At 65.1% G+C, this 18,963-nt stretch carries 17 protein-coding genes and 1 tRNA gene; 11 read left to right on the top strand and 7 right to left on the bottom strand.

The window, feature by feature from the left end; translation table 11 throughout:
• Positions 1-106 precede the first annotated feature (106 nt).
• Positions 107-274: a hypothetical protein gene (locus ACPJW8_RS12240; protein ID WP_330187720.1), complete on the bottom strand. Its 168-nt coding sequence runs from the start codon at positions 272-274 to the stop codon at positions 107-109.
• A gap of 81 nt (positions 275-355) precedes the next feature.
• Between ACPJW8_RS12240 and ACPJW8_RS12235 the strand changes: the two genes are divergently transcribed.
• Positions 356-1,324 carry a GlxA family transcriptional regulator gene (locus tag ACPJW8_RS12235; protein WP_330187721.1) on the top strand — a complete coding sequence of 323 codons (969 nt, stop codon included), beginning with the start codon at positions 356-358 and terminating at the stop codon, positions 1,322-1,324.
• Here ACPJW8_RS12235 and ACPJW8_RS12230 read toward each other — a convergent pair.
• From ACPJW8_RS12230 to ACPJW8_RS12205, 6 genes are all read right to left on the bottom strand, one after another.
• On the bottom strand, positions 1,303-1,617 hold the full coding sequence (locus ACPJW8_RS12230; RefSeq protein WP_330187722.1) for a hypothetical protein: 315 nt from the start codon (positions 1,615-1,617) through the stop codon (positions 1,303-1,305). The genes ACPJW8_RS12235 and ACPJW8_RS12230 overlap by 22 nt on opposite strands.
• Positions 1,618-1,665: 48 nt before the next feature.
• On the bottom strand, positions 1,666-2,682 hold the full coding sequence (locus tag ACPJW8_RS12225; protein ID WP_330187854.1) for a M4 family metallopeptidase: 1,017 nt from the start codon (positions 2,680-2,682) through the stop codon (positions 1,666-1,668).
• Between the two features lie 334 nt (positions 2,683-3,016).
• A tRNA-Arg gene (locus tag ACPJW8_RS12220) sits at positions 3,017-3,092 on the bottom strand.
• Between the two features lie 79 nt (positions 3,093-3,171).
• Complete coding sequence (locus tag ACPJW8_RS12215) at positions 3,172-4,731, bottom strand: FAD-dependent oxidoreductase (protein ID WP_330187723.1); 1,560 nt, start codon at positions 4,729-4,731, stop codon at positions 3,172-3,174.
• Positions 4,728-5,600, bottom strand: a complete 873-nt coding sequence (locus ACPJW8_RS12210) for an FAD:protein FMN transferase (protein WP_330187724.1) — start codon at positions 5,598-5,600, stop codon at positions 4,728-4,730. The genes ACPJW8_RS12215 and ACPJW8_RS12210 overlap by 4 nt, the downstream gene beginning before the upstream one ends.
• Positions 5,601-5,602: 2 nt before the next feature.
• Positions 5,603-6,070: an FMN-binding protein gene (locus ACPJW8_RS12205; RefSeq protein WP_330187725.1), complete on the bottom strand. Its 468-nt coding sequence runs from the start codon at positions 6,068-6,070 to the stop codon at positions 5,603-5,605.
• Positions 6,071-6,221: 151 nt separating this feature from the next.
• Between ACPJW8_RS12205 and argS the strand changes: the two genes are divergently transcribed.
• From argS to ACPJW8_RS12155, 10 genes are all read left to right on the top strand, one after another.
• Positions 6,222-7,886 carry an arginine--tRNA ligase gene (gene argS / locus ACPJW8_RS12200; protein ID WP_330194106.1) on the top strand — a complete coding sequence of 555 codons (1,665 nt, stop codon included), beginning with the start codon at positions 6,222-6,224 and terminating at the stop codon, positions 7,884-7,886.
• Positions 7,886-9,379, top strand: a complete 1,494-nt coding sequence (gene lysA, locus ACPJW8_RS12195; protein ID WP_330187727.1) for a diaminopimelate decarboxylase — start codon at positions 7,886-7,888, stop codon at positions 9,377-9,379. The genes argS and lysA overlap by 1 nt, the downstream gene beginning before the upstream one ends.
• Positions 9,380-10,705 carry a homoserine dehydrogenase gene (locus ACPJW8_RS12190; protein ID WP_330187728.1) on the top strand — a complete coding sequence of 442 codons (1,326 nt, stop codon included), beginning with the start codon at positions 9,380-9,382 and terminating at the stop codon, positions 10,703-10,705. It abuts the gene before it with no gap.
• Positions 10,706-11,812 (top strand): threonine synthase, encoded by a 1,107-nt coding sequence (thrC, locus tag ACPJW8_RS12185; RefSeq protein ID WP_330187729.1) that lies wholly within the window; start codon positions 10,706-10,708, stop codon positions 11,810-11,812.
• Between the two features lie 11 nt (positions 11,813-11,823).
• Positions 11,824-12,786 (top strand): homoserine kinase, encoded by a 963-nt coding sequence (gene thrB / locus ACPJW8_RS12180; protein ID WP_425256342.1) that lies wholly within the window; start codon positions 11,824-11,826, stop codon positions 12,784-12,786.
• Positions 12,787-13,073: 287 nt separating this feature from the next.
• Positions 13,074-15,227: a transcription termination factor Rho gene (gene rho / locus ACPJW8_RS12175; protein WP_330187731.1), complete on the top strand. Its 2,154-nt coding sequence runs from the start codon at positions 13,074-13,076 to the stop codon at positions 15,225-15,227.
• Positions 15,228-15,413: 186 nt separating this feature from the next.
• Positions 15,414-16,487, top strand: a complete 1,074-nt coding sequence (gene prfA / locus ACPJW8_RS12170; protein WP_330187732.1) for a peptide chain release factor 1 — start codon at positions 15,414-15,416, stop codon at positions 16,485-16,487.
• Between the two features lie 4 nt (positions 16,488-16,491).
• Positions 16,492-17,388, top strand: a complete 897-nt coding sequence (gene prmC, locus ACPJW8_RS12165) for a peptide chain release factor N(5)-glutamine methyltransferase (RefSeq protein ID WP_330187733.1) — start codon at positions 16,492-16,494, stop codon at positions 17,386-17,388.
• Positions 17,389-17,392: 4 nt separating this feature from the next.
• Complete coding sequence (locus ACPJW8_RS12160; RefSeq protein WP_330187734.1) at positions 17,393-18,190, top strand: L-threonylcarbamoyladenylate synthase; 798 nt, start codon at positions 17,393-17,395, stop codon at positions 18,188-18,190.
• Positions 18,187-18,942 (top strand): WecB/TagA/CpsF family glycosyltransferase, encoded by a 756-nt coding sequence (locus ACPJW8_RS12155; protein WP_330194107.1) that lies wholly within the window; start codon positions 18,187-18,189, stop codon positions 18,940-18,942. Before ACPJW8_RS12160 ends, ACPJW8_RS12155 begins: the two co-directional genes overlap by 4 nt.
• Positions 18,943-18,963 lie beyond the last annotated feature (21 nt).

Here is an 18,963-nt window from a genome sequence, read left to right as displayed (position 1 = left end):
CAGTCTACTGCGGCGTCACCCGGGGGCCGTGCTGTGCTCGTGGCTCCCCCGCGCGAAAGGGCCGGGGACACCCGGTGTGGGGTGTCCCCGGCCCTTGGGTGTCCGGTTAGAAGATACGAAGCGTGTAGTTGGTGCTGGGCAGGTCCAGGGCTGACCATTCGTGATCCGAGGTGACCGGGGGAGTGTGCCCGCGGCCATCGCGGAGGAGTGCCGCCACGGTGGCTGCGGCAACGATGAGAAGCAGTATGACGACGATGACTCCGAAGATTTCCATGCCTCCATGCTGCTCCGGTCCTTCCCGAAGAAACAGTGGCAGAAATGCCCAAAAGGGTTAAATTTCTGCCACACTGGAAGCATGCTTAAGACAGTCGCTTTGATTGTGGTTCCCAACTTCTCCATCTTCGAGTTCGGCACCGCGTGTGAGGTGTTCGGCATCGACAGGTCCGGCCGGGGCGGAACGGTTCCTGCCTTTGACTTCCGCATTTGCACACCGCAGCCAGGCAACGTCCCGCTCAAATCCGGATTGTCCATGAACGTCAGCCTGGGCCTGGAAGCCACTGCCGACGCCGACCTGGTGATCATGGCGCCGTACGGCAGGGACGATGACGTTCCGGAGTCCGTCCTGGAGGCACTGCGTGCCGCAGACGCCCGGGGTGCGTGGGTGATGTCGATCTGCTCGGGTGCTTTTGCCCTGGCGAGGGCAGGATTGCTGGATGGCCGGCGTTGCACCACACATTGGCACTACTCAGGGGAGCTGTCCGCCAGCTATCCGGCAGCACAGGTGGATGAGAACGTGCTCTACGTCCAGGACGGCAACATCATCACCTCTGCCGGCACCGCCGCCGGGATCGACGCCTGCCTGCACCTGGTGCGCGTGGAACTGGGGGCGAACGTCGCAGCTTCCATTGCGCGCGACATGGTGGTTCCTCCGCACCGTGACGGCGGACAGGCCCAGTACATTGACAGGCCCATGCCCAAATGCGGTTCAGCGCCCATGGAGGCGCTGCTGCGGATGATGGTGTCTGAGCTGGACAAGGAGCACTCCGTCAACGACCTCGCTGCCCGTCTCCACATGTCTCCACGCACGTTCGCCCGGAAGTTCCGCGCGGAGACGGGTGCCACCCCGGCGGCATGGCTTAACTCCCAGCGTGTGCTTCGGGCCCAGGAACTACTGGAAACCAGTGACTTGAACATTGACGAGGTGGCCCGGCAGTCGGGGTTCGGCCACCCTGTGCTCCTGCGCCATCATTTCGCCAAGGTGCTGGACACCAGTCCGCAGTCGTACCGGCGGGCCTTCCGGGGTCAGCTGGCCGAGGCCGTCTGATCACCTTCCGCAGCTTCGCGCGTGGAATCAACCAACCTGCGCCACGGGCCCACAACGGCCCGCTCAGGCAGGGCGGCCCTGCGTTGTCCTGCCCGGATGGCGTACATAAAGCGGTCCGGCGGGCCGTCCTCGAATGCTTTGGACGCGTCCCGCAGGGTGTTGGGGACTGCGTCCCACGGGCATGCATCCACCAGCGGTTCCCAGCGGCTTACGGCGCTGGAGGACCTGACCTGCACCGTCCAGACGCGGGGAATGGCGGCGATGCCACCGTGACGCTCAACAGTAATTTTCATGGGCGATCCCTGGGGTTTCCGGTCCCGGGCGAAGCGCCCGGCGGCCGGTTAGAGCTTTACCTTGACAGTGTCCCACGCCTTGCGCACGGCGTCATGCTCTGGTGAATCGGCCCCGAAGAGTTCAACCGCTGAAGCGGCCGTGGCCTTGGCAAATACGGTGAAGGTGGCATTGGTAGGCAGCGAGCCGCCCGTGAGGGCGTCGTACCAGATGCGTCCCGGAGCCTCCCAGGCGTGCCCGCCGATGTCCGTGGCCAGCACGTAGAACGCCTTGTTGGGGATTCCGGAATTGATGTGGACGCCCCCATTGTCCGCGCTGGTGCGCACGTAGGAGTCCATGGAGTCCGGCTGCGGATCCTTCCCCAGTACATCGTCGTCATAAGCGGTTCCGGGCGCCTTCATGGAACGCAAGGCCGTGCCCTGGACCTTTTCCGTGAAGAGTCCCTCGCCGATCAGCCAGCTGGCCTCAGCAGCGGTCTGCTGCTTTGTGTACTGCTCCACCAACGCACCGAAGATGTCCGACAGTGACTCGTTGATGGCACCGGCCTGGTTCCGGTAGGCCAGGTTGGCGGTGTATTGCGTCACGCCGTGTGCCAGTTCATGGCCGATCACGGTGAGGGACTTGGTGAACCGCTGGAAAACCTCGCCGTCACCATCGCCGAATACCATCTGGGTGCCATCCCAGAAGGCGTTGTCGTACTTGTTGCCGAAATGGACGGTGGCCAGCAGCGGATTTCCCACGCCGTCGATGGAGCTGCGGCCGAAAACTTCCGCGTAGAACTTGTGGGTGTGGCCGAGGCCGTCGTAGGCCTCGTTCACCGAAACATCCTTGACGGCGGGCTCGCCCTCCTTGCGGACCAGCTTTCCCGGCAGTGACTCGGTGTGCTGGGCATCGAAGATGGACCGGTCCGGCTTGGCCGGAGCGCCACTGCGTGCGCCGGGGCGGTGGGCCGGTGCGGGGGCCAGGCGCGCCGCCTGGACGCTGCGCACGTGGGCCAGCGCTTCCTTGGCCGCCCGGGCCACCTCCGAGAGCTGCGGTTCATCCTGGCGTGCCAGCCTGCGCAGCATGTACGGCGGAACGATGGAGCAGCGGACGTGCTGCTGCGCATGCGTGCTGGATGGCTGGTTGGTCGGTTCGAGGACAGGTTCCACGGCTTACCCCTTTGCTGCTGGCGTTGGAATCAGCCTATGCGGAGCGTGCGACAATCCCCGGGAAGCTGTCGACGCGCAACCGGCCCTGTGACGCGTACATGTCCTGGCGCACCGGATAGAACGGGCGCGCCAGGACATAAGTGTGTCGACAACGGCGGACCGGGCGAGAGCGGGGCCCGCAGGCAAAAAAGGGGCAAACAAAAACCGCGGACCCTTGGCGGATCCGCGGTGAATGTTGCAGTTACTGCTGTGGTGCCCTCGATAGGATTCGAACCTACGACCTTCTGCTCCGGAGGCAGACGCTCTATCCCCTGAGCTACGAGGGCAATCCGGGGTTCCTGCCGTTGCCGGCGGGACGTCCTAGAGCTTAGCAGGAAGGTGCCCTGCAATGAAAAACGCAGGTCCTCAGTACCCGGCGAACACATCCTTATGGACGCGCCGGGCGCCCGCTTCCCGCGCGGCGGACCGCAGGGAGGAGACACTCCGCGGTGAACCGGAAATGTAGACGTGGCGTTCCGCGATGTCCGGGAACAGGGCCTGCAAGGCTTTCCCGGTCATACGGCCGCTGCCGGTCTCCCGGAGCACCTTTGAGGCGTCTTCCATAAACGACGGCGGCGCGGACCCATCCGCCGTCAGCGCCACAACGCGGATCCCCAGGGCGCCCAGCTCACTGGCATAGGCGAGCTCCGATGCGTTTTTGGCAAGATACAGCAGCGCGGTGTCACCGTCCGATTCCTGCCGTGCGGCCAGATGGGACATAAAGGGGGTAATGCCGATGCCGGCCGCGATCAGCAGCACCGGTGCCGAACTGTTCCTCGGCGGGACGAAATCGCCACCCACGGACGTCGCCGTCACTACCTGGCCGGGTTCCAGGGCCAGCAGGGCCGCTTTGGCGGCGGAGACAGGGGGCGATGTCTCCACGCCGATGGTGACCCGGCGGCTGCCGGGCGGACTGCTCAGGCTGAACACCCGGCGTCGGCCTTTTCCGTCCCTGTCCCGGTGTGGCAGGTCCAGTTCCAGGAACTGTCCCGGCTTGAACCGGACGGGACGCAGGGCGCGGAAGGAGAATTCGGTGGAGCTGGGGGTCAGTGGCCGGGCGTCGGTAAAGCGCAGGCGCACCCCTCCGCGCTGGCCTACGAGGAATGCCAGGAGGTTGCCCAGCAGCAGCGCTGCCTCAGGGGAGTTTGCGAACAGGCCGAGGTTGTAGTGGGACACAAACGCCAGGCCAACGACGGCGGCCACCACCAGCTGCTGCCAGCGCCGGGGTGGCAGTGTGAGGGGCTCCGTCAGCATAAAGCCCACGAAGAAGAGCACCGGCCGCTGTGCCAGGGCCTGCCACAGGCCGGCGCCAGCGCTCAGCCCGGCGTCAACAAGCTGCCACGTGATAAAGAAAGCAGCCACCGCCGTGAAGGTGCCGGCCAGCACCCATTTGCCGGTGCGGTAAACCACCAGGAGGACGCCCGGAACCAGCAGCCACAACATGGCGGGTGTCGCGGCCCACCATGTAGCGATGTTCAGGCCGGTCAACCCGGCCAGGAAAGCGCCCGCAGCAGCAGGATTGAAGATGTGCCGGCCACGCCACGCCAGCGCATATTTGGAAGCGGTGGCCAGGACGCAGGCGATGGCAACACCGGCCAGATCCAGGGGTGCGAACGTGGGCCAGAACAGGAAATACAGGAGCAGCCCGGTGATCAACGAGGATTCCGAATGCGGCTGGACCCTGAACACCGCCGCTAGGACGCGGTTGGAAAGATAACTGAGGCCCACGCACAGGGCCAGGTGGGCCAGCATTTCCGGCAGGCCGAACGTCAGCCAGCCCAGGACGTTCAGGACCAGGCTGTAGACGGCCAGCACCGCGAGGACCAGCAGGATCAGCCGGTATTGCGTGAACTTTCCCAAGGCGGTGTCCAGGCGGGCCTTCAACGCCGGGCGGTGAACGGCTGAGAGGGCTCCAGTTTCGCTCATGAGAACAGTGTCCCTTCAAAACCCTGTGAATGGGCAGCGCTTCCGTCGGCAAACACGGTAAGCCAGGAAAATTCAAACTGTTCCTCGAGCTGTGCGCCGGGGGCAAAAAACAAGGCGGTGGCCAGTGCATCAGCCACCATGGCGGTCTCCGCGGCGGCCCAGGTGGCCACCACCGTCCGAACCGGCATCCCGGTAGTGGCATCAAGGACGTGATGGAAGCCGTCACCCCAGGCCCTGCGGTTCGCCGCTGACGCGCACAGCGCACCGGACCGCAGGGGAAAGGTGCCGATCGCCCGCGTGGGGTCGTAGGGATGCTCCAGGCCTACGCTGACAACGCCTGCACCACGGGCCAGGAGGTCGCCGCTGCCGTCGACCACGAAAGCGGAGAGTCCCGCGTCTTCCAGTTGCCCGCCAAGGATGTCCACCAGCAGCCCCTTGCCGGCCGCCCCGATATCCAGCACCACCGGCGCGAGGGTGCGCAGTGTGGTGCCGTCCCAATCCAGTACGTCGTCCCACGCCAGCGCGGGGAGGGGAGCGCCTGCCGGCTTCAGTGAGTAGCCGGCGTCGTACCCCAATCGCTCCAGGCTTGCCCCGATCAACGGTGTCATCGCGCCGTCCGTTATCCGGTGAAGGTCCCGGTACAGCCGGCCCAGAACCTCTGCTTCAGGCGGAAAGGAGTAGCTGCCGCCGTGCCGGGACATCCCGGCCACAATCGAGTCGTCACGGAAACGGGACCAGGTGGCGTCGAATTCCCCAACCCGGGCCAGCAGGGAAGAGCGAAGGTCCGCAGACAACGGGTCCGGCGTGCTGATGCACCACTGCGTACCGATCGCCTCGAAATGGAAATCGTGCGGCAGCAGGGCGTCCATTTCTAGCTGGCTTCGGCCTTGATCTCCTGGAGGGCGTCATTGAAGCCGCCGCTGGTCAGGGAGGAGCCGGCCACCTTGGAGACGTTCAGTTCGTCAATCTTCTTGCCCACGATCTGGCCGGCGATTCCGCCTGCGAACTCGCCCTGGAACTTCTGGGTGTTGGGATTGGACGGATGCGTGGTGATGTCCACGGCTTTCACGGCGTCCGATTCGATGGTCAGTTCCACGCCCACGGTTTCGGTCCCGTTGGGGGAGACGTAGGTCCCGTCTGCGCTGTAGGTCCCATCCTTGTACACGGACCCCGTGGAGCCCCCGGCCGTGGACGATCCCGTGGCAGGCGCGCTGGTGGTCTCAGGTTCCGATGTGGCCGGTGCTTCTTCAGTAGCGGACGGTGCGCAGGCGGCAACTGTGCCCATGAGGGACAGGCCGGCGATCCCGGCAAAAACGCTGCGTCGGACTGTTGATTTCATGGGGGCTCGTTTCATGGAGGCGCGGACACGGGGACTGGTCACTATCAGCGTAATGGCCCAAGCTGTGAAGTGGCTTGGCGCCTCCTGTGAAATGGAGCTCCGTTTACTGCGCGATTCCGCGCGGTGGCGGGGGCGCCGGTAGTCTAGGAGCGTGACTCCCGAAGAACTCTCCCTCGCCATATCCGCCTGCCTGAAAGATGCCGTCGCCGCCGGCGAGATTGCGCTGGACGCATCGGCGCTGCCGGATGAGGTCCGGGTGGAGCGACCCAAGAACCGCGAGCATGGCGACTGGGCCACGAACATTGCGCTGCAGCTGGCCAAACCGGCAGGAACCAACCCGCGGCAGCTGGCAACGGTGCTCAGTGACCGGCTGGGGCAGATCGACGGCGTCGAACAGGTTGAGATTGCCGGGCCGGGATTCCTCAACATCACCGTAGACGCTGCCACCGCGGGCGCGCTGGCCAAGGTGATCGTCGAGGCCGGGGCCGCCTATGGCAGCAACTCCGCGCTCGCGGGCCACGTGATCAACATGGAGTTCGTCTCCGCCAACCCCACCGGGCCGCTGCACATCGGGCATACCCGCTGGGCTGCGTTGGGCGATGCGATTGCCCGCGTCCTGCGTGCTTCCGGCGCGGACGTCACGGCCGAGTACTACATGAACGACGCCGGCTCGCAGATGAACGTTTTCGCCAACTCGGTGCTGTCCCGCCTTCACGGACGTCCGGTGCCCGACGGCGGGTACCCCGGTGAGTACATCGCGGAACTGGGCCATGCGGTGCTTTCCCGCCATCCGGGCATCCGCGAACTCACGGACGCGGCTGCCCTGCCCGTTATCCGGGCCGCCGCCTATGAGGCCCAGATGGAAGAGATCAAGCGCACCCTGGCCGAATTCGGTGTGGTTTTCGACGTCTACTTCTCCGAGAAGGAACTGCACGACGCCGGCGCCATCGAATCCGCGGTCGAACGCCTCCGCGGGCAGGGGCACGTTTATGACGATGGCGGTGCCGTGTGGCTGCGCACCACGGACTTTGGCGATGACAAGGACCGCGTGATGATCCGCGCTAACGGCGAGCCCACGTACTTCGCCGCCGACGCCGCGTACTACCTTTCCAAGAAGGACCGCGGCTTCACGGAGAAGATCTACCTGCTGGGTGCGGACCACCACGGCTACATCAACCGGCTCAAGGCCATTGCCGCCTGCGCCGGCGATGATCCGGAGGTCAACATCGAGGTGCTGATCGGCCAGCTGGTCTCCGTCAACGGTGCCAAGCTGTCCAAGCGCGCCGGAAACATCATCGAGCTCAAGGACCTCATTTCCTGGCTGGGCAAGGATGCCGTGCGGTATTCGCTGGCCCGCTTCCCTGCGGATTCCCCGCTGACGCTGGACCCTGAGCTGCTGAAGAAGCACAGCAACGAAAACCCCGTGTTCTACGTCCAGTACGCGCACGCCCGCTCGCGCGGCACGGCGCGTAACGCAGTGGCTGCGGGCGTTGAGCGCAGCGTTGACGGGAAAGATGCGTTCGACGCTTCGCTGCTGGATCATGCGACGGAAAATGAGCTGCTGTCCTACCTGGGCAGCTACCCCTCGATCGTTGCCAAGGCCGCGGAACTCCGCGAGCCGCACCGGATCGCCCGGCACCTGGAACTCATTGCCGGCGCATACCACCGCTGGTATGACGCCTGCCGCGTTGCACCCATGGGCGAAGAGCCCGTCACCGATCTCAACCGCACCCGCCTGTGGCTCAACGATGCCACCAGCCAGGTGCTGGCCAACGGACTGGACCTGCTTGGCGTCTCGGCGCCGGAACGGATGTGATGGCCGTGAACACCAACGACTTCAACCCGGCGGCGTCACCGCTGGCGCCGGAATGGCTTGAGTTCCCTGCGGACCTGAACGCGCTGCACGCACCCATGTGGGCTGCAGGGGTGCAACGGAACAACGACGGCGTCCTGACGGTGGACGGCGTCTCGGTCGATGCCCTCAAGCAGGAATTCGGCACGCCGCTGTTCGTGATGAGCGAGCCGGACTTCCGGGCCCGCGCCAGGTCCTTCAAGGATGCTTTCGATGACGCCTTCGCGGACATCTGCGGCGGAGTGGACGTCTATTATGCGGGCAAGTCGTTCCTGTGCACGGCGGTCGCCAGGTGGGTTGCGGACGAAGGGCTCCGGCTGGATACCTGTTCCGGCGGGGAAATGGCAGTGGCTGAGCGCGCCGGCATTCCTGGGGAAAACCTCAGCCTGCACGGTAACAACAAGTCCGACGCCGAAATTAACCGCGCACTTGACCTTAACCTGGGCAGGATCGTGGTGGACAGCCTGGACGAGCTGGAGCGGGTGGCCAAGATCGCTTCAAGCCGCGGCCAAAAGGCCAAGGTCATGCTGCGGCTCACTCCCGGAGTGCACGCACACACCCACGAATTTATTGCCACGGCCCATGAAGACCAGAAGTTCGGCCTTTCCATGGCTGAGGACTCCACCGAGGAAGCCGGGCTGTCAGCTGCTGAGGAAGCCGTAGCGGCTGCTACGTCCTATGACAGCATCGAACTGCTGGGCCTGCACTGCCACATCGGCTCCCAGATCTTCGAACCGGACGGCTTTGCCGTCGCCGCCGAGAAACTGCTGCGCTTCCTGGCCGTGATGCAGGACAAATACGGCATCACGCTGCCCGAACTGGACCTTGGCGGCGGCTACGGCATCGCCTACACCCCGGTGGATACCCCGCGCCCGCCTGCGGAAATCGCCCAGGCGATGGCCGCCGTCGTACGTTCCACGTGTGCTGAGCTGGGACTGGTTCCGCCGCGGATCTCGATCGAGCCCGGCCGCGCGATCGTTGGCAGCACCACCTTCACGCTGTATGAGGCAGGCACCCGTAAAACCGTGCGTGTCGATGCCGAAGCAGCTGACGGGGCTGTAAGCGCTGCCGGCGACGCAGCCAACGTTACGTATCCGCGCCGCTATGTGTCAGTGGATGGCGGCATGAGCGATAACGCCCGCCCGGTCCTGTATGACGCGGATTATTCGGCCGTGCTGGCCTCCCGCACTTCTGCCGCCGTGCCCGCGCTATCCCGAGTAGTGGGCAAACATTGCGAGAGCGGCGACATAGTTGTTAGAGATGTATATCTGCCCGAGGACGTGGCAGCCGGTGATCTGCTTGCTGTACCGGGGACCGGCGCCTACTGCTGGGCCCTGTCAAGCAACTACAACTATCTGGCCCGGCCGGGCGTCGTCGCTGTGCGCGACGGTGCCGCCCGGCTGATTGTCCGCGGCGAAACCGAAGAAGACCTGCTCAACCGCGACATGGGAGCCTGAATGACTGAGATGCAAACCCTTAAGGTGGCCCTGCTGGGCTGTGGCAACGTAGGGGCCCAGGTTGCGCGCATTCTGATTGACGACGCCGATGCCCTCGCCGCACGGACCGGGGCCCGGCTGGAACTGCGCGGCATTGCCGTGCGCAACGTCGATGCACCGCGCGACGTCGAACTTCCCAAGGATCTGTTCACCACCGACGCCGACACCCTGGTCAAGGAAGCGGACCTGGTGATCGAGCTGATGGGCGGCATCGAGCCGGCCCGTTCACTCATCCTCGCCGCCGTCGAAAACGGCGCCTGCGTTGTCACCGGGAACAAGGCCCTGCTGGCGCAGGACGGCCCGTCGCTCTATGAGGCAGCGGACAAGGCCGGCGTCCAGTTGTCCTACGAGGCCGCTGTTGCGGGCGCCATTCCCATCCTGCGGCCCATCCGCGACAGCCTGGCCGGTGACCACATCACCCGGGTCCTGGGCATCGTTAACGGAACCACCAACTTCATCCTGGACCAGATGGACTCCACGGGTGCGCAGTTTGCCGACGCCCTTGCCGAGGCGCAGCGCCTGGGTTACGCGGAAGCTGACCCCACCGCCGACGTCGAGGGCCACGACGCCGCCGCCAAGGCAGCCATCCTGGCCTCGCTGTCCTTCCATACGCGTTTCGCTCTGGAGAACGTCCACTGCGAGGGAATCACTTCAGTCAGCGCCGCTGACATTGCAGCCGCCAAGGATGCGGGCTTTGTCATCAAGCTGCTGGCCATCGCGGAGAAGCTCACTGATGCCCAGGGCGGGGAGGGCGCCGAGGGCGTTTCCGTCCGCGTGCACCCCACGCTGCTTCCCCGCGAACATCCCCTCGCTGCCGTCCGCGGCGCCTTCAATGCTGTGTTTGTCGAAGCCGAGAACGCCGGCGAGCTGATGTTCTATGGCCAGGGAGCGGGTGGCACGCCCACTGCTTCGGCTGTCCTCGGAGACCTCGTCTCCGCCGCACGCCGGCTGGTCCTTGGTGGCCCCGGCCGGACCGAGACCACCACCGGCCAGGTCCCCGCTTTGGGGATTGACGCCGTCAACACCAGCTACTACATCGGCCTGGACGTGGCGGACCAGCCCGGCGTCCTCGCACGGATCGCCCAGCTGTTCGCCGAACATGGGGTGTCCATCGAAATCATGCGCCAGACCATCCACCGGGACCCGCAGACCCAGGCGGAAACTGCGGAGCTGCGCATTGTCACGCACCGCGCAACCGAGGCCGCACTTGCGGCCACCGTCGAGGCCGTAAAGGGCCTGGACGTCATCAATTCTGTTACATCCGTTCTTCGGGTAGAAGGAGTCTAAGTGGCTCACCAATGGCGCGGTGTTGTCCGCGAATACGCCGACCGCTTGCCCGTTAACGAATCCACCAAGGTCATCACCCTGGGTGAAGGTGGCACCCCGCTGGTCCACGCACAGAAGCTGTCGGAACTGACCGGCTCCACCGTGTACCTCAAGGTGGAAGGCATGAATCCCACGGGCTCCTTCAAGGACCGTGGCATGACCATGGCCATGACGGCTGCAGTCGCCGCCGGCGCCAAGGCCGTGGTGTGTGCCTCCACCGGCAACACGTCAGCTTCGGCCGCCGCTTATGCGACGGCCGCCGGGCTGAAGTGCGCTGTGCTGGTCCCCGAGGGCAAAATCTCCATGGGCAAGCTCAGCCAGGCGATCGCCCACGGCGCCACCTTGCTGCAGGTGGACGGCAACTTCGACAACTGCCTGGACATCGCGCGCAAGCTGGGGGAGTCCTACCCGGTCTTCCTGGTCAACTCCGTCAATCCTGCCCGTATCGAAGGCCAGAAGACCGGTGCCTTCGAAGTCGTCGATTCCCTGGGCGATGCCCCGGACATCCACGTCCTTCCCGTAGGCAACGCCGGAAACATCACGGCTTACTGGAAGGGTTACAAGGAGTATTCAGCGCCGTTCGAGTCCGACACCGCCGGCACCCTGCCGGCCGTGTCGACGAAGACGCCCATCATGTGGGGGTTCCAGGCTGCCGGTGCCGCACCTTTTGTGGCCGGACACCCCATCACGGAGCCTGACACCATCGCCACCGCCATCCGCATCGGGAACCCGGCATCTTGGGATGGAGCCGTTGCAGCGCGCGACGAATCCGGCGGCCTGATCGAGGCCGTTACCGACGACGAAATCCTTGCTGCGCACCGCTGGCTTTCGGCCCGCGAAGGCGTCTTTGTGGAACCCGGCTCCGCCGCCGGAGTCGCAGGCCTGATCAAGAAGCACGCCGCCGGTGAAGTGCCCACGGGCAAGACGATCGTCATTACGGTTACCGGCCACGGGCTCAAGGACCCGCAGTGGGCACTGCGCACGGAGGACGGCTCCGACGTCCAGCCGGTCAAAGTGCCCAACGACGTCGTCACTGTTGCTGCCGAGCTGGGACTGGAAGACAAATAGCGTTGGAAACCATGTCCACGTCGGTAGAACTCCCGCTTGTTGCTGCCGGCCAGCGCGTTACTGTCCGGGTGCCGGCCACCAGCGCGAACCTCGGCCCCGGGTATGACAGCCTGGGCCTTGCCCTGGCAATGCACGATGTACTCACCGTCGAAACGCTCGACGGCGGAGAGCTCGAGTTTGACCTCTCCGGCGAGGGCTCCGAGACCCTGCCCCGGGACGCCAGCCACCTGGTGGTCCGCGCGCTGGATAATGCCTTCGCGCGCCTTGGCTTCCAGCGTTCAGGGCTGAAGATCACTGCCGAGAACGTCAACCCGCACGGCCGGGGGCTGGGATCGTCGGCGTCGGCTGTTGTTGCTGCAGTTTCCGCAGCGAATGAGCTGGTACCCGGGCAATCCCGTCGGGACCGCGACTGGATCCTGCAGGTGACCAGCGAAATGGAAGGTCACCCGGACAACGTGGCGCCTGCCATTTTCGGCGGACTGGCGCTGTCATGGCAGGACAGTGACCAGTACAGCAGCACGGCTGTAAGGGTCGCTCCCGAGGTCATTCCCGTCGTCGCGGTTCCTGACTACGAACTTGCCACGGAAGCTGCGCGGGCGCTGCTCCCGGCATCAGTGGGGCACCACGCTGCCGCCATGAACTCCGGACGCGCAGCGCTGTTGATCCACGCCCTCACAGCGCAGCCGGGTTTCCTGCTTCCCGGCACTGAGGACTACCTGCACCAGAGCTACCGCGCGGAAGCCATGCTTCCCAGCGCCAGGCTGATTTCAGCGCTTCGGGCGGCGGGACATGCAGCCGTAGTGTCCGGCGCCGGGCCCACGGTCCTCGTGCTGGCCAACGGCGCCACGGACGCGGACAGTGCGGTGGACTTCATCGCCGGCTTTACTGCCGCCAACACGCCGGAAGTCGGATGGCGAGTGATGAAGCTGGCAGTGGACGTTGAAGGTGCTAAAGTGGAAGTGCACCGGCGGTAATTCCGTACTGGATGTTGGCCATTGTTGCCTCTTAATTCTCCTACTGCGCAATAGTTTCCGGTGCCGCCTGCTTGGTCTGACGCAGGAACCCGCAGATCATCACTTCCTGCCCGTGAACCGTCAGCCGCCGCTCCGCCCATTTTCGGAGCGAGGTGAATCAGTATCAGGCTGTCCTGGCCCTGGCCGCCAGTTCCGTCGAACCGTGGCCGCAGATCTGAACTGCGGCCCAGATCAAATCACCGCGTCCAGCTCCCAGTCTGGACGCCGTCGAGGGGGAAGGATCCTTCGTGACCGAAACCACTGAGCTGTCTCCAGCTGTGGAAACATCATCTTCTGCCGCCGCTGCAACGGCTGCACCCGCAAAGAGCAGCGGCCTTGCCGGCCTGAAGCTCGCACAGCTGCAGGCACTTGCCAGCCAGCTGGGCATTTCAGGCGGTTCCCGCATGCGTAAGGGCGATCTGGTCACGGCCATTTCCGCCCACCGCGCCGGCACCCCCGCCGTAAAGGCCGAGGCGCCTGCCAAGGCCGCTGCGGCACCCAAGACTGAAGCTTCGAAGGCTCCTGCCGCTGCACCGGAGAAAAACGCTCCCGAAGCAGCCGCAGCAGCCGAAGCGCCGGCTGCTGACCCCCGGGCCCGTACCCGTGGCCGCAGCCGCCGCGCCGGAAGTGACGGCGTTGTCGCCGCAGGTGCCGCTTCGGCTCCCGCCGGCACCGAGGCCGGCGAAGCCCCGGCAGCCGCCGTCGAGACCGCTGCATCAGCTCCTGCCGCAGCCGTTGAACAGGCCCCCGCAGAGGCCGGCACCGAACGCCGCCAGCCCCGCACCCGCAACCGCCGCCGTGGTGAAGCTGCCGCAACCACCGAGGAAGCAGCAGCTCCGGAAGCAGCAGCGGACCAGCGCGCTGCAGAGCCGCGCACCGAAGACGGTGAGCAGGGCCAGCGCAGCGACCGCCGCGACAACAACCGGAACCGCAACGCCGGCTCCGCCGACAACGGTGACCGTCGGGAAGACCGCTCCGGTGACCGCGCCGACAACCGTGGTGATAACCGCAACGCAGACAACCGCAACGCCGGCAACACCCAGGACGACACCGACACCGGCAGCCGCCGGAACCGCCGCAACCGCCGGGACCGTAACGACCGCAACGACCGTTCGGGCGGCCAGGATCGCGACAACCGCGACGGCAACTCCCGCAACGACCGCTTCCGCGACCGCAACGACCGCCGCCGCGGACGCAACCAGGGACCCGACGTCGACGACGTCGAGGTCACCGAAGATGACGTGCTTCTGCCCGTAGCAGGCATCCTGGACGTCCTGGAGAACTACGCGTTCATCCGGACCTCCGGTTACCTGCCCGGCCCGAACGACGTCTACGTCTCCCTGGCTCAGGTCAAGAAGTACAACCTCCGCAAGGGCGACGCCGTTGTTGGCGCCATCCGTGCACCCCGCGAAGGCGAAGACCGCAGCCAGCAGTCCGCACGCCAGAAGTTCAACGCCCTGGTCCGCGTCACCTCGGTCAACGGCAAGACGCCCGAAGAGCTCAAGGACCGCGTCGAATTCGCCAAGCTGGTCCCGCTGTACCCGTCGGAGCGCCTGCGCCTCGAAACCGACCCCAAGAAGATCGGGCCCCGTGTTATCGACCTAGTGGCCCCGATCGGCAAGGGCCAGCGTGGCCTGATCGTCTCCCCGCCCAAGGCCGGTAAGACGCTCATCCTGCAGTCCATCGCCAACGCCATCACCACCAACAATCCTGAGGTCCACCTCATGATGGTGCTCGTTGACGAACGCCCTGAAGAAGTCACGGACATGCAGCGCACCGTCAAGGGCGAGGTCATTGCCTCCACCTTCGACCGCCCCGCAGATGACCACACCACCGTGGCCGAACTCTCGATCGAACGCGCCAAGCGCCTCGTCGAGATGGGCATGGACGTGGTGGTCCTCCTGGACTCCATGACCCGCCTGGGCCGCGCCTACAACCTGGCAGCACCGGCCTCCGGCCGCATCCTGTCCGGTGGTGTGGACTCCGCCGCTCTCTACCCGCCCAAGCGCTTCTTCGGCGCCGCCCGCAACATCGAAAACGGCGGCTCCCTCACCATCCTGGCCACGGCACTCGTTGAGACCGGATCCAAGATGGACGAGGTCATCTTTGAAGAGTTCAAGGGCACCGGCAACATGGAACTGCGCCTGTCCCGCCAGCTGGCCGACAAGCGCATCTTCCCGGCAGTCGACGTCAACGCATCCGGCACCCGCCGCGAGGAGAACCTGCTTTCCCCCGAGGAAGTCAAGATCATGTGGAAGCTGCGCCGCGTCCTCTCCGGACTCGAAACCCAGCAGAGCCTTGAACTGCTCACCAACAAGATCCGGGAAACCCAAAGCAACGTCGAGTTCCTCATGCAGGTTCAGAAGACCACGCTTGGCGCGAAGTCCGATAACGACAAATAGCTGAGCTCACCGCTCAAAATATGCCGGCCCCGCCCCTACGCCGGGTGGCTTTGGATCTACGATCCCAAGCCACCCGGCTCCGGCAGGCCCGAAGCCACTCCCTGGCCGGCATATTTTGAGCGGTACGTCGTTAAGTCACCGTGTTGCATTACTAGACTTGGCATCAAGTCGAAAGAGGTTTGAGAAATGTTTGAGTCCGTACAGGGCCTGCTTGATGAGCATGATGCTATTCAGGCGCAGCTTGGTGATCCTGCTGTTTATGCTGACCAGCGGCTGGCCCGGAAGCTGGGGCGGCGGTCTGCCCAGCTTAACGGCATTGTTGAGGCCTACCACCGGTGGGAGGGGCTTCGGGATGACCTTGCAGCTGCCAAGGAAATGGCTGCCGAGGATCCCGAGTTCGCTGCCGAGGTTCCTGAACTTGAGGCGTCGCTCGAGACTGCTGCTGCGAAGCTTCGCCGGCTGCTGATTCCCCGGGACCCTGATGACGCACGCAATGTGATCCTCGAGGTCAAGGGCGGTGAAGGCGGCGATGAGGCTGCGCTCTTTGCCGGTGACCTGCTGCGCATGTACACCCGGTACGCGGAATCCCGTGGCTGGAAGACGGAGATCATTTCCGCCACGGAGTCCGATCTTGGCGGGTACAAGGACGTCCAGGTTGCCGTCAAGGGCAACTCGAACGATCCCGCCGAGGGTGTCTATGCCCGGTTGAAGTTCGAAGGCGGAGTGCACCGCGTGCAGCGCGTTCCCGTGACGGAGTCGCAGGGCCGCATCCATACATCAGCTGCAGGCGTGCTGGTGCTGCCTGAGGTTGATGAGCCTGAAGAGCTGGAAATCAACCAGAACGACCTCAAGATCGACGTCTACCGCTCTTCGGGTCCTGGTGGCCAGTCGGTTAACACCACCGACTCCGCTGTCCGCATTACCCACCTGCCCACGGGCATTGTGGTGGCCATGCAGAACGAGAAGTCGCAGCTGCAGAACCGCGAAGCCGGCATGCGCGTCCTGCGTGCACGTATCCTGGCCCACCAGCAGGAACAGATCGACGCCGAGAACTCCGCGGCGCGTAAGTCGCAGATCCGCACCATGGACCGTTCCGAGCGCATCCGGACCTACAACTACCCGGAAAACCGCATCGCGGACCACCGCACCGGGTACAAGGCGTACAACCTGGACCAGGTTATGAACGGGGACCTGGAACCGGTGATCCAGTCGGCAATCGAAATGGACGAACAGGCGCGTCTCGACGCCATTGGCGAGTAGTCCAGTGGCCAACCAGGACCTGGACGGAGCGGTACGGGAAGCTGCAGCCGTATTGCAGGAAGCCGGTGTTCCCAGCCCGAAGGTCGATGCCGAACTCCTCGCCGCCCACTTGCTTGGTATCGGACTCGGCGAGCTGCGGGCGCGGATGCTCGGAAACGCGAAGGCGCCCGAGGGATACGCGGAACTGGTGGCAGAGCGGGCGCAGCGCACCCCGCTCCAGCACATCACCGGGGTTGCACACTTCCGTTACCTGGAGCTCTCCGTTGGGCCTGGCGTTTTTGTTCCCCGGCCGGAGACTGAATCAGTGGTGCAGCTGGTGATCGACCATGTGAAGGGCGTGGCCAAGCCAAAGGTGGTCGATCTTGGCACCGGCTCCGGGGCCATTGCCGGGTCAATCGCGCACGAGGTACCAGACGCGGAAGTCCACGCCGTGGAATACAGCCCCTTCGCCCATGCCTGGGCGGCAAGGAACCTGGAACCGCTGGGTGTCCATCTGGTACTCGGGGACCTGCGGAACGCCCTGCCTGAGCTGAACGGTACGTTCGACGTCGTCATTTCCAACCCGCCGTACATTCCCGCGGCGGCCATTCCCATCGAACCTGAAGTGGCACTGCATGATCCGCCGGAAGCCCTGTATGGCGGGGGAGCGGACGGCATGGAACTCCCGACGGCGGCTGCAGCCTCGGCCGCGCGCCTCTTGGTGGATGGCGGCTACTTTGTGATGGAACATGCCGAAGTGCAGGCCGGGTGGATTGCGTCAATGCTAGACCGGGCGGGTTGCTGGGCCTCCATCACAACCCACCAGGACCTCAACGGCCGCGACCGCGCCACCAGCGCGTTCCTTGTGACAGGCCCTGCATCAGGAGTGGCCGGGATTTCCCCGAAAGTGATGAAAGAATAGGCCAGTGACCACGAGCTACGACTGTACTTCCGAAGATCAACGGGCCAACGCACTGGAGCATGCCCAGCGGGCCATTGCGGAAAAGAAATGCATTGTCTTTCCCACTGACACCGTTTATGGAATCGCCGCTGACGCCTTTTCGCCGCAAGCGGTGACCATGCTCCTGGTCTCCAAGGGGCGCGGCCGGCAGATGCCGCCGCCGGTCCTGATTCCCAGGTTGAACGCCCTGGACGGCCTGGCCACGGACATTCCTGCCGAGGCCCGCCGCCTTGCCGAAAAGTTCTGGCCGGGCGGGCTGACCATGATCCTGCACGCCCAGCCGTCACTGGACTGGGACCTTGGCGAGACCAAGGGCACGGTTGCGCTCCGTATGCCCGATGACGACATTGCCCTGGAGGTCCTCACCCTGACCGGGCCCCTGGCTGTGTCCTCGGCCAACCGGACCGGCCAGCCCGCCGCGCGTACTGCGGCCGAGGCCTACGGCCAGCTTGCTGAATCCGTTGAGGTCTACCTGGAAGGCGGGGAACGGCCGGCCAGTGGTTCCGAGGCCCTGGCCTCAACCATCGTTGACGCCACAGCCAATCCCATGCGGGTGGTCCGCGAAGGCGCCATCAGCCTCGAACGGCTGCGTGAGGTTGTCCCGGAAATCCTCGGCATCAACGAGGTTCCCGAGGCACGGGAATCCGGGCTCCAGGAGCCAGCGGCGGGGGAACCCGAGGCGGAAACCGGGGCGGAGATTGCCCCCACCGACCCCGCATCAGAGGCCGATGACCCCGCTGATTCGGAACCCCGCACCACATGAGCCTGAAGCGGCAGGCAGTTCCCGTCCTTGACGTTGATGCCACGCCGCTCGCCGTTGACGGCCTGATGGACGTACTGCAGGGATTTGTAGACGACGGCGTGCGGCGCGTGGTGGTGGGGCACAACCTGCACAGTGTGACACTTTGCCATTCGGACCAGCGGTTCCGGGCGTTCTATGACCGTGCCGACGTTGTGCTCATTGATGGCGCCCCGGTGCTGTGGCTGTGGTGCCGCGGCCGGAAACTGGACCGGCCGGCCACGGATTACCGGCTTGGTTCCACGGACTGGATTCCAGCCCTGGGAACATTGAAGGGGCTCCAGCGGATCGCAGTGATAGGCGCTGGAGCTGATGCCAATGCCGGTGCGGTGCGCCGGCTTCAGGAGATTGTCCCGGGTGCGGAAATCCACGGAATTCCGGGGGAGGGCTGGAACGATGCGCTCGAAGCGGCGGCGTCCGGTCAGTTGAAAACCCTGCGTCCCCAACTGGTTTTCCTGGGGCTGGGAATGCCCCTGCAGGAAGAAGTGCTGCAGCGCTGGCTGCCCACCCTTCCACCTGCAACGTACTGCACCGTGGGTGGCGCCATTGAGCAGCTCGCAGGCGTGCAGAAACTTGCGCCGCGATGGCTGGGCCGGCTGGGCCTGGAATGGGCCTGGCGCCTGGCGCTTCATCCGGGGCGGGTTGCCTACCGGGTGTTCGGCGAGCCCTGGGTGCTGCTGGGACTCCTGGCCAGGCGGCGGTTGCGCAGGGGCTGACGACGGCGGGAACCGCTCCGT

It is taken from the genome of Pseudarthrobacter sp. J47 (assembly GCF_049810315.1).
Classification (GTDB): domain Bacteria; phylum Actinomycetota; class Actinomycetes; order Actinomycetales; family Micrococcaceae; genus Arthrobacter.
The sequence above is the reverse complement of the archived record's forward strand: the minus strand, read 5'-3'. Positions and strand labels throughout refer to the sequence as shown.

What these genes read in the sequence shown, in the direction of transcription:
- ACPJW8_RS12240 (WP_330187720.1), bottom strand. Translation starts at nt 274, where the DNA reads ATGGAAATCTTCGGAGTCATCGTCGTCATACTGCTTCTCATCGTTGCC.
- lysA (WP_330187727.1), top strand. Translation starts at nt 7,886, where the DNA reads ATGGCCGTGAACACCAACGACTTCAACCCGGCGGCGTCACCGCTGGCG.
- prfA (WP_330187732.1), top strand. Translation starts at nt 15,414, where the DNA reads ATGTTTGAGTCCGTACAGGGCCTGCTTGATGAGCATGATGCTATTCAG.
- ACPJW8_RS12230 (WP_330187722.1), bottom strand. Translation starts at nt 1,617, where the DNA reads ATGAAAATTACTGTTGAGCGTCACGGTGGCATCGCCGCCATTCCCCGC.
- ACPJW8_RS12210 (WP_330187724.1), bottom strand. Translation starts at nt 5,600, where the DNA reads ATGGACGCCCTGCTGCCGCACGATTTCCATTTCGAGGCGATCGGTACG.
- ACPJW8_RS12215 (WP_330187723.1), bottom strand. Translation starts at nt 4,731, where the DNA reads ATGAGCGAAACTGGAGCCCTCTCAGCCGTTCACCGCCCGGCGTTGAAG.
- ACPJW8_RS12155 (WP_330194107.1), top strand. Translation starts at nt 18,187, where the DNA reads ATGAGCCTGAAGCGGCAGGCAGTTCCCGTCCTTGACGTTGATGCCACG.
- ACPJW8_RS12190 (WP_330187728.1), top strand. Translation starts at nt 9,380, where the DNA reads ATGACTGAGATGCAAACCCTTAAGGTGGCCCTGCTGGGCTGTGGCAAC.
- ACPJW8_RS12205 (WP_330187725.1), bottom strand. Translation starts at nt 6,070, where the DNA reads ATGAAATCAACAGTCCGACGCAGCGTTTTTGCCGGGATCGCCGGCCTG.
- thrB (WP_425256342.1), top strand. Translation starts at nt 11,824, where the DNA reads ATGTCCACGTCGGTAGAACTCCCGCTTGTTGCTGCCGGCCAGCGCGTT.
- ACPJW8_RS12235 (WP_330187721.1), top strand. Translation starts at nt 356, where the DNA reads ATGCTTAAGACAGTCGCTTTGATTGTGGTTCCCAACTTCTCCATCTTC.
- ACPJW8_RS12225 (WP_330187854.1), bottom strand. Translation starts at nt 2,682, where the DNA reads ATGCTGCGCAGGCTGGCACGCCAGGATGAACCGCAGCTCTCGGAGGTG.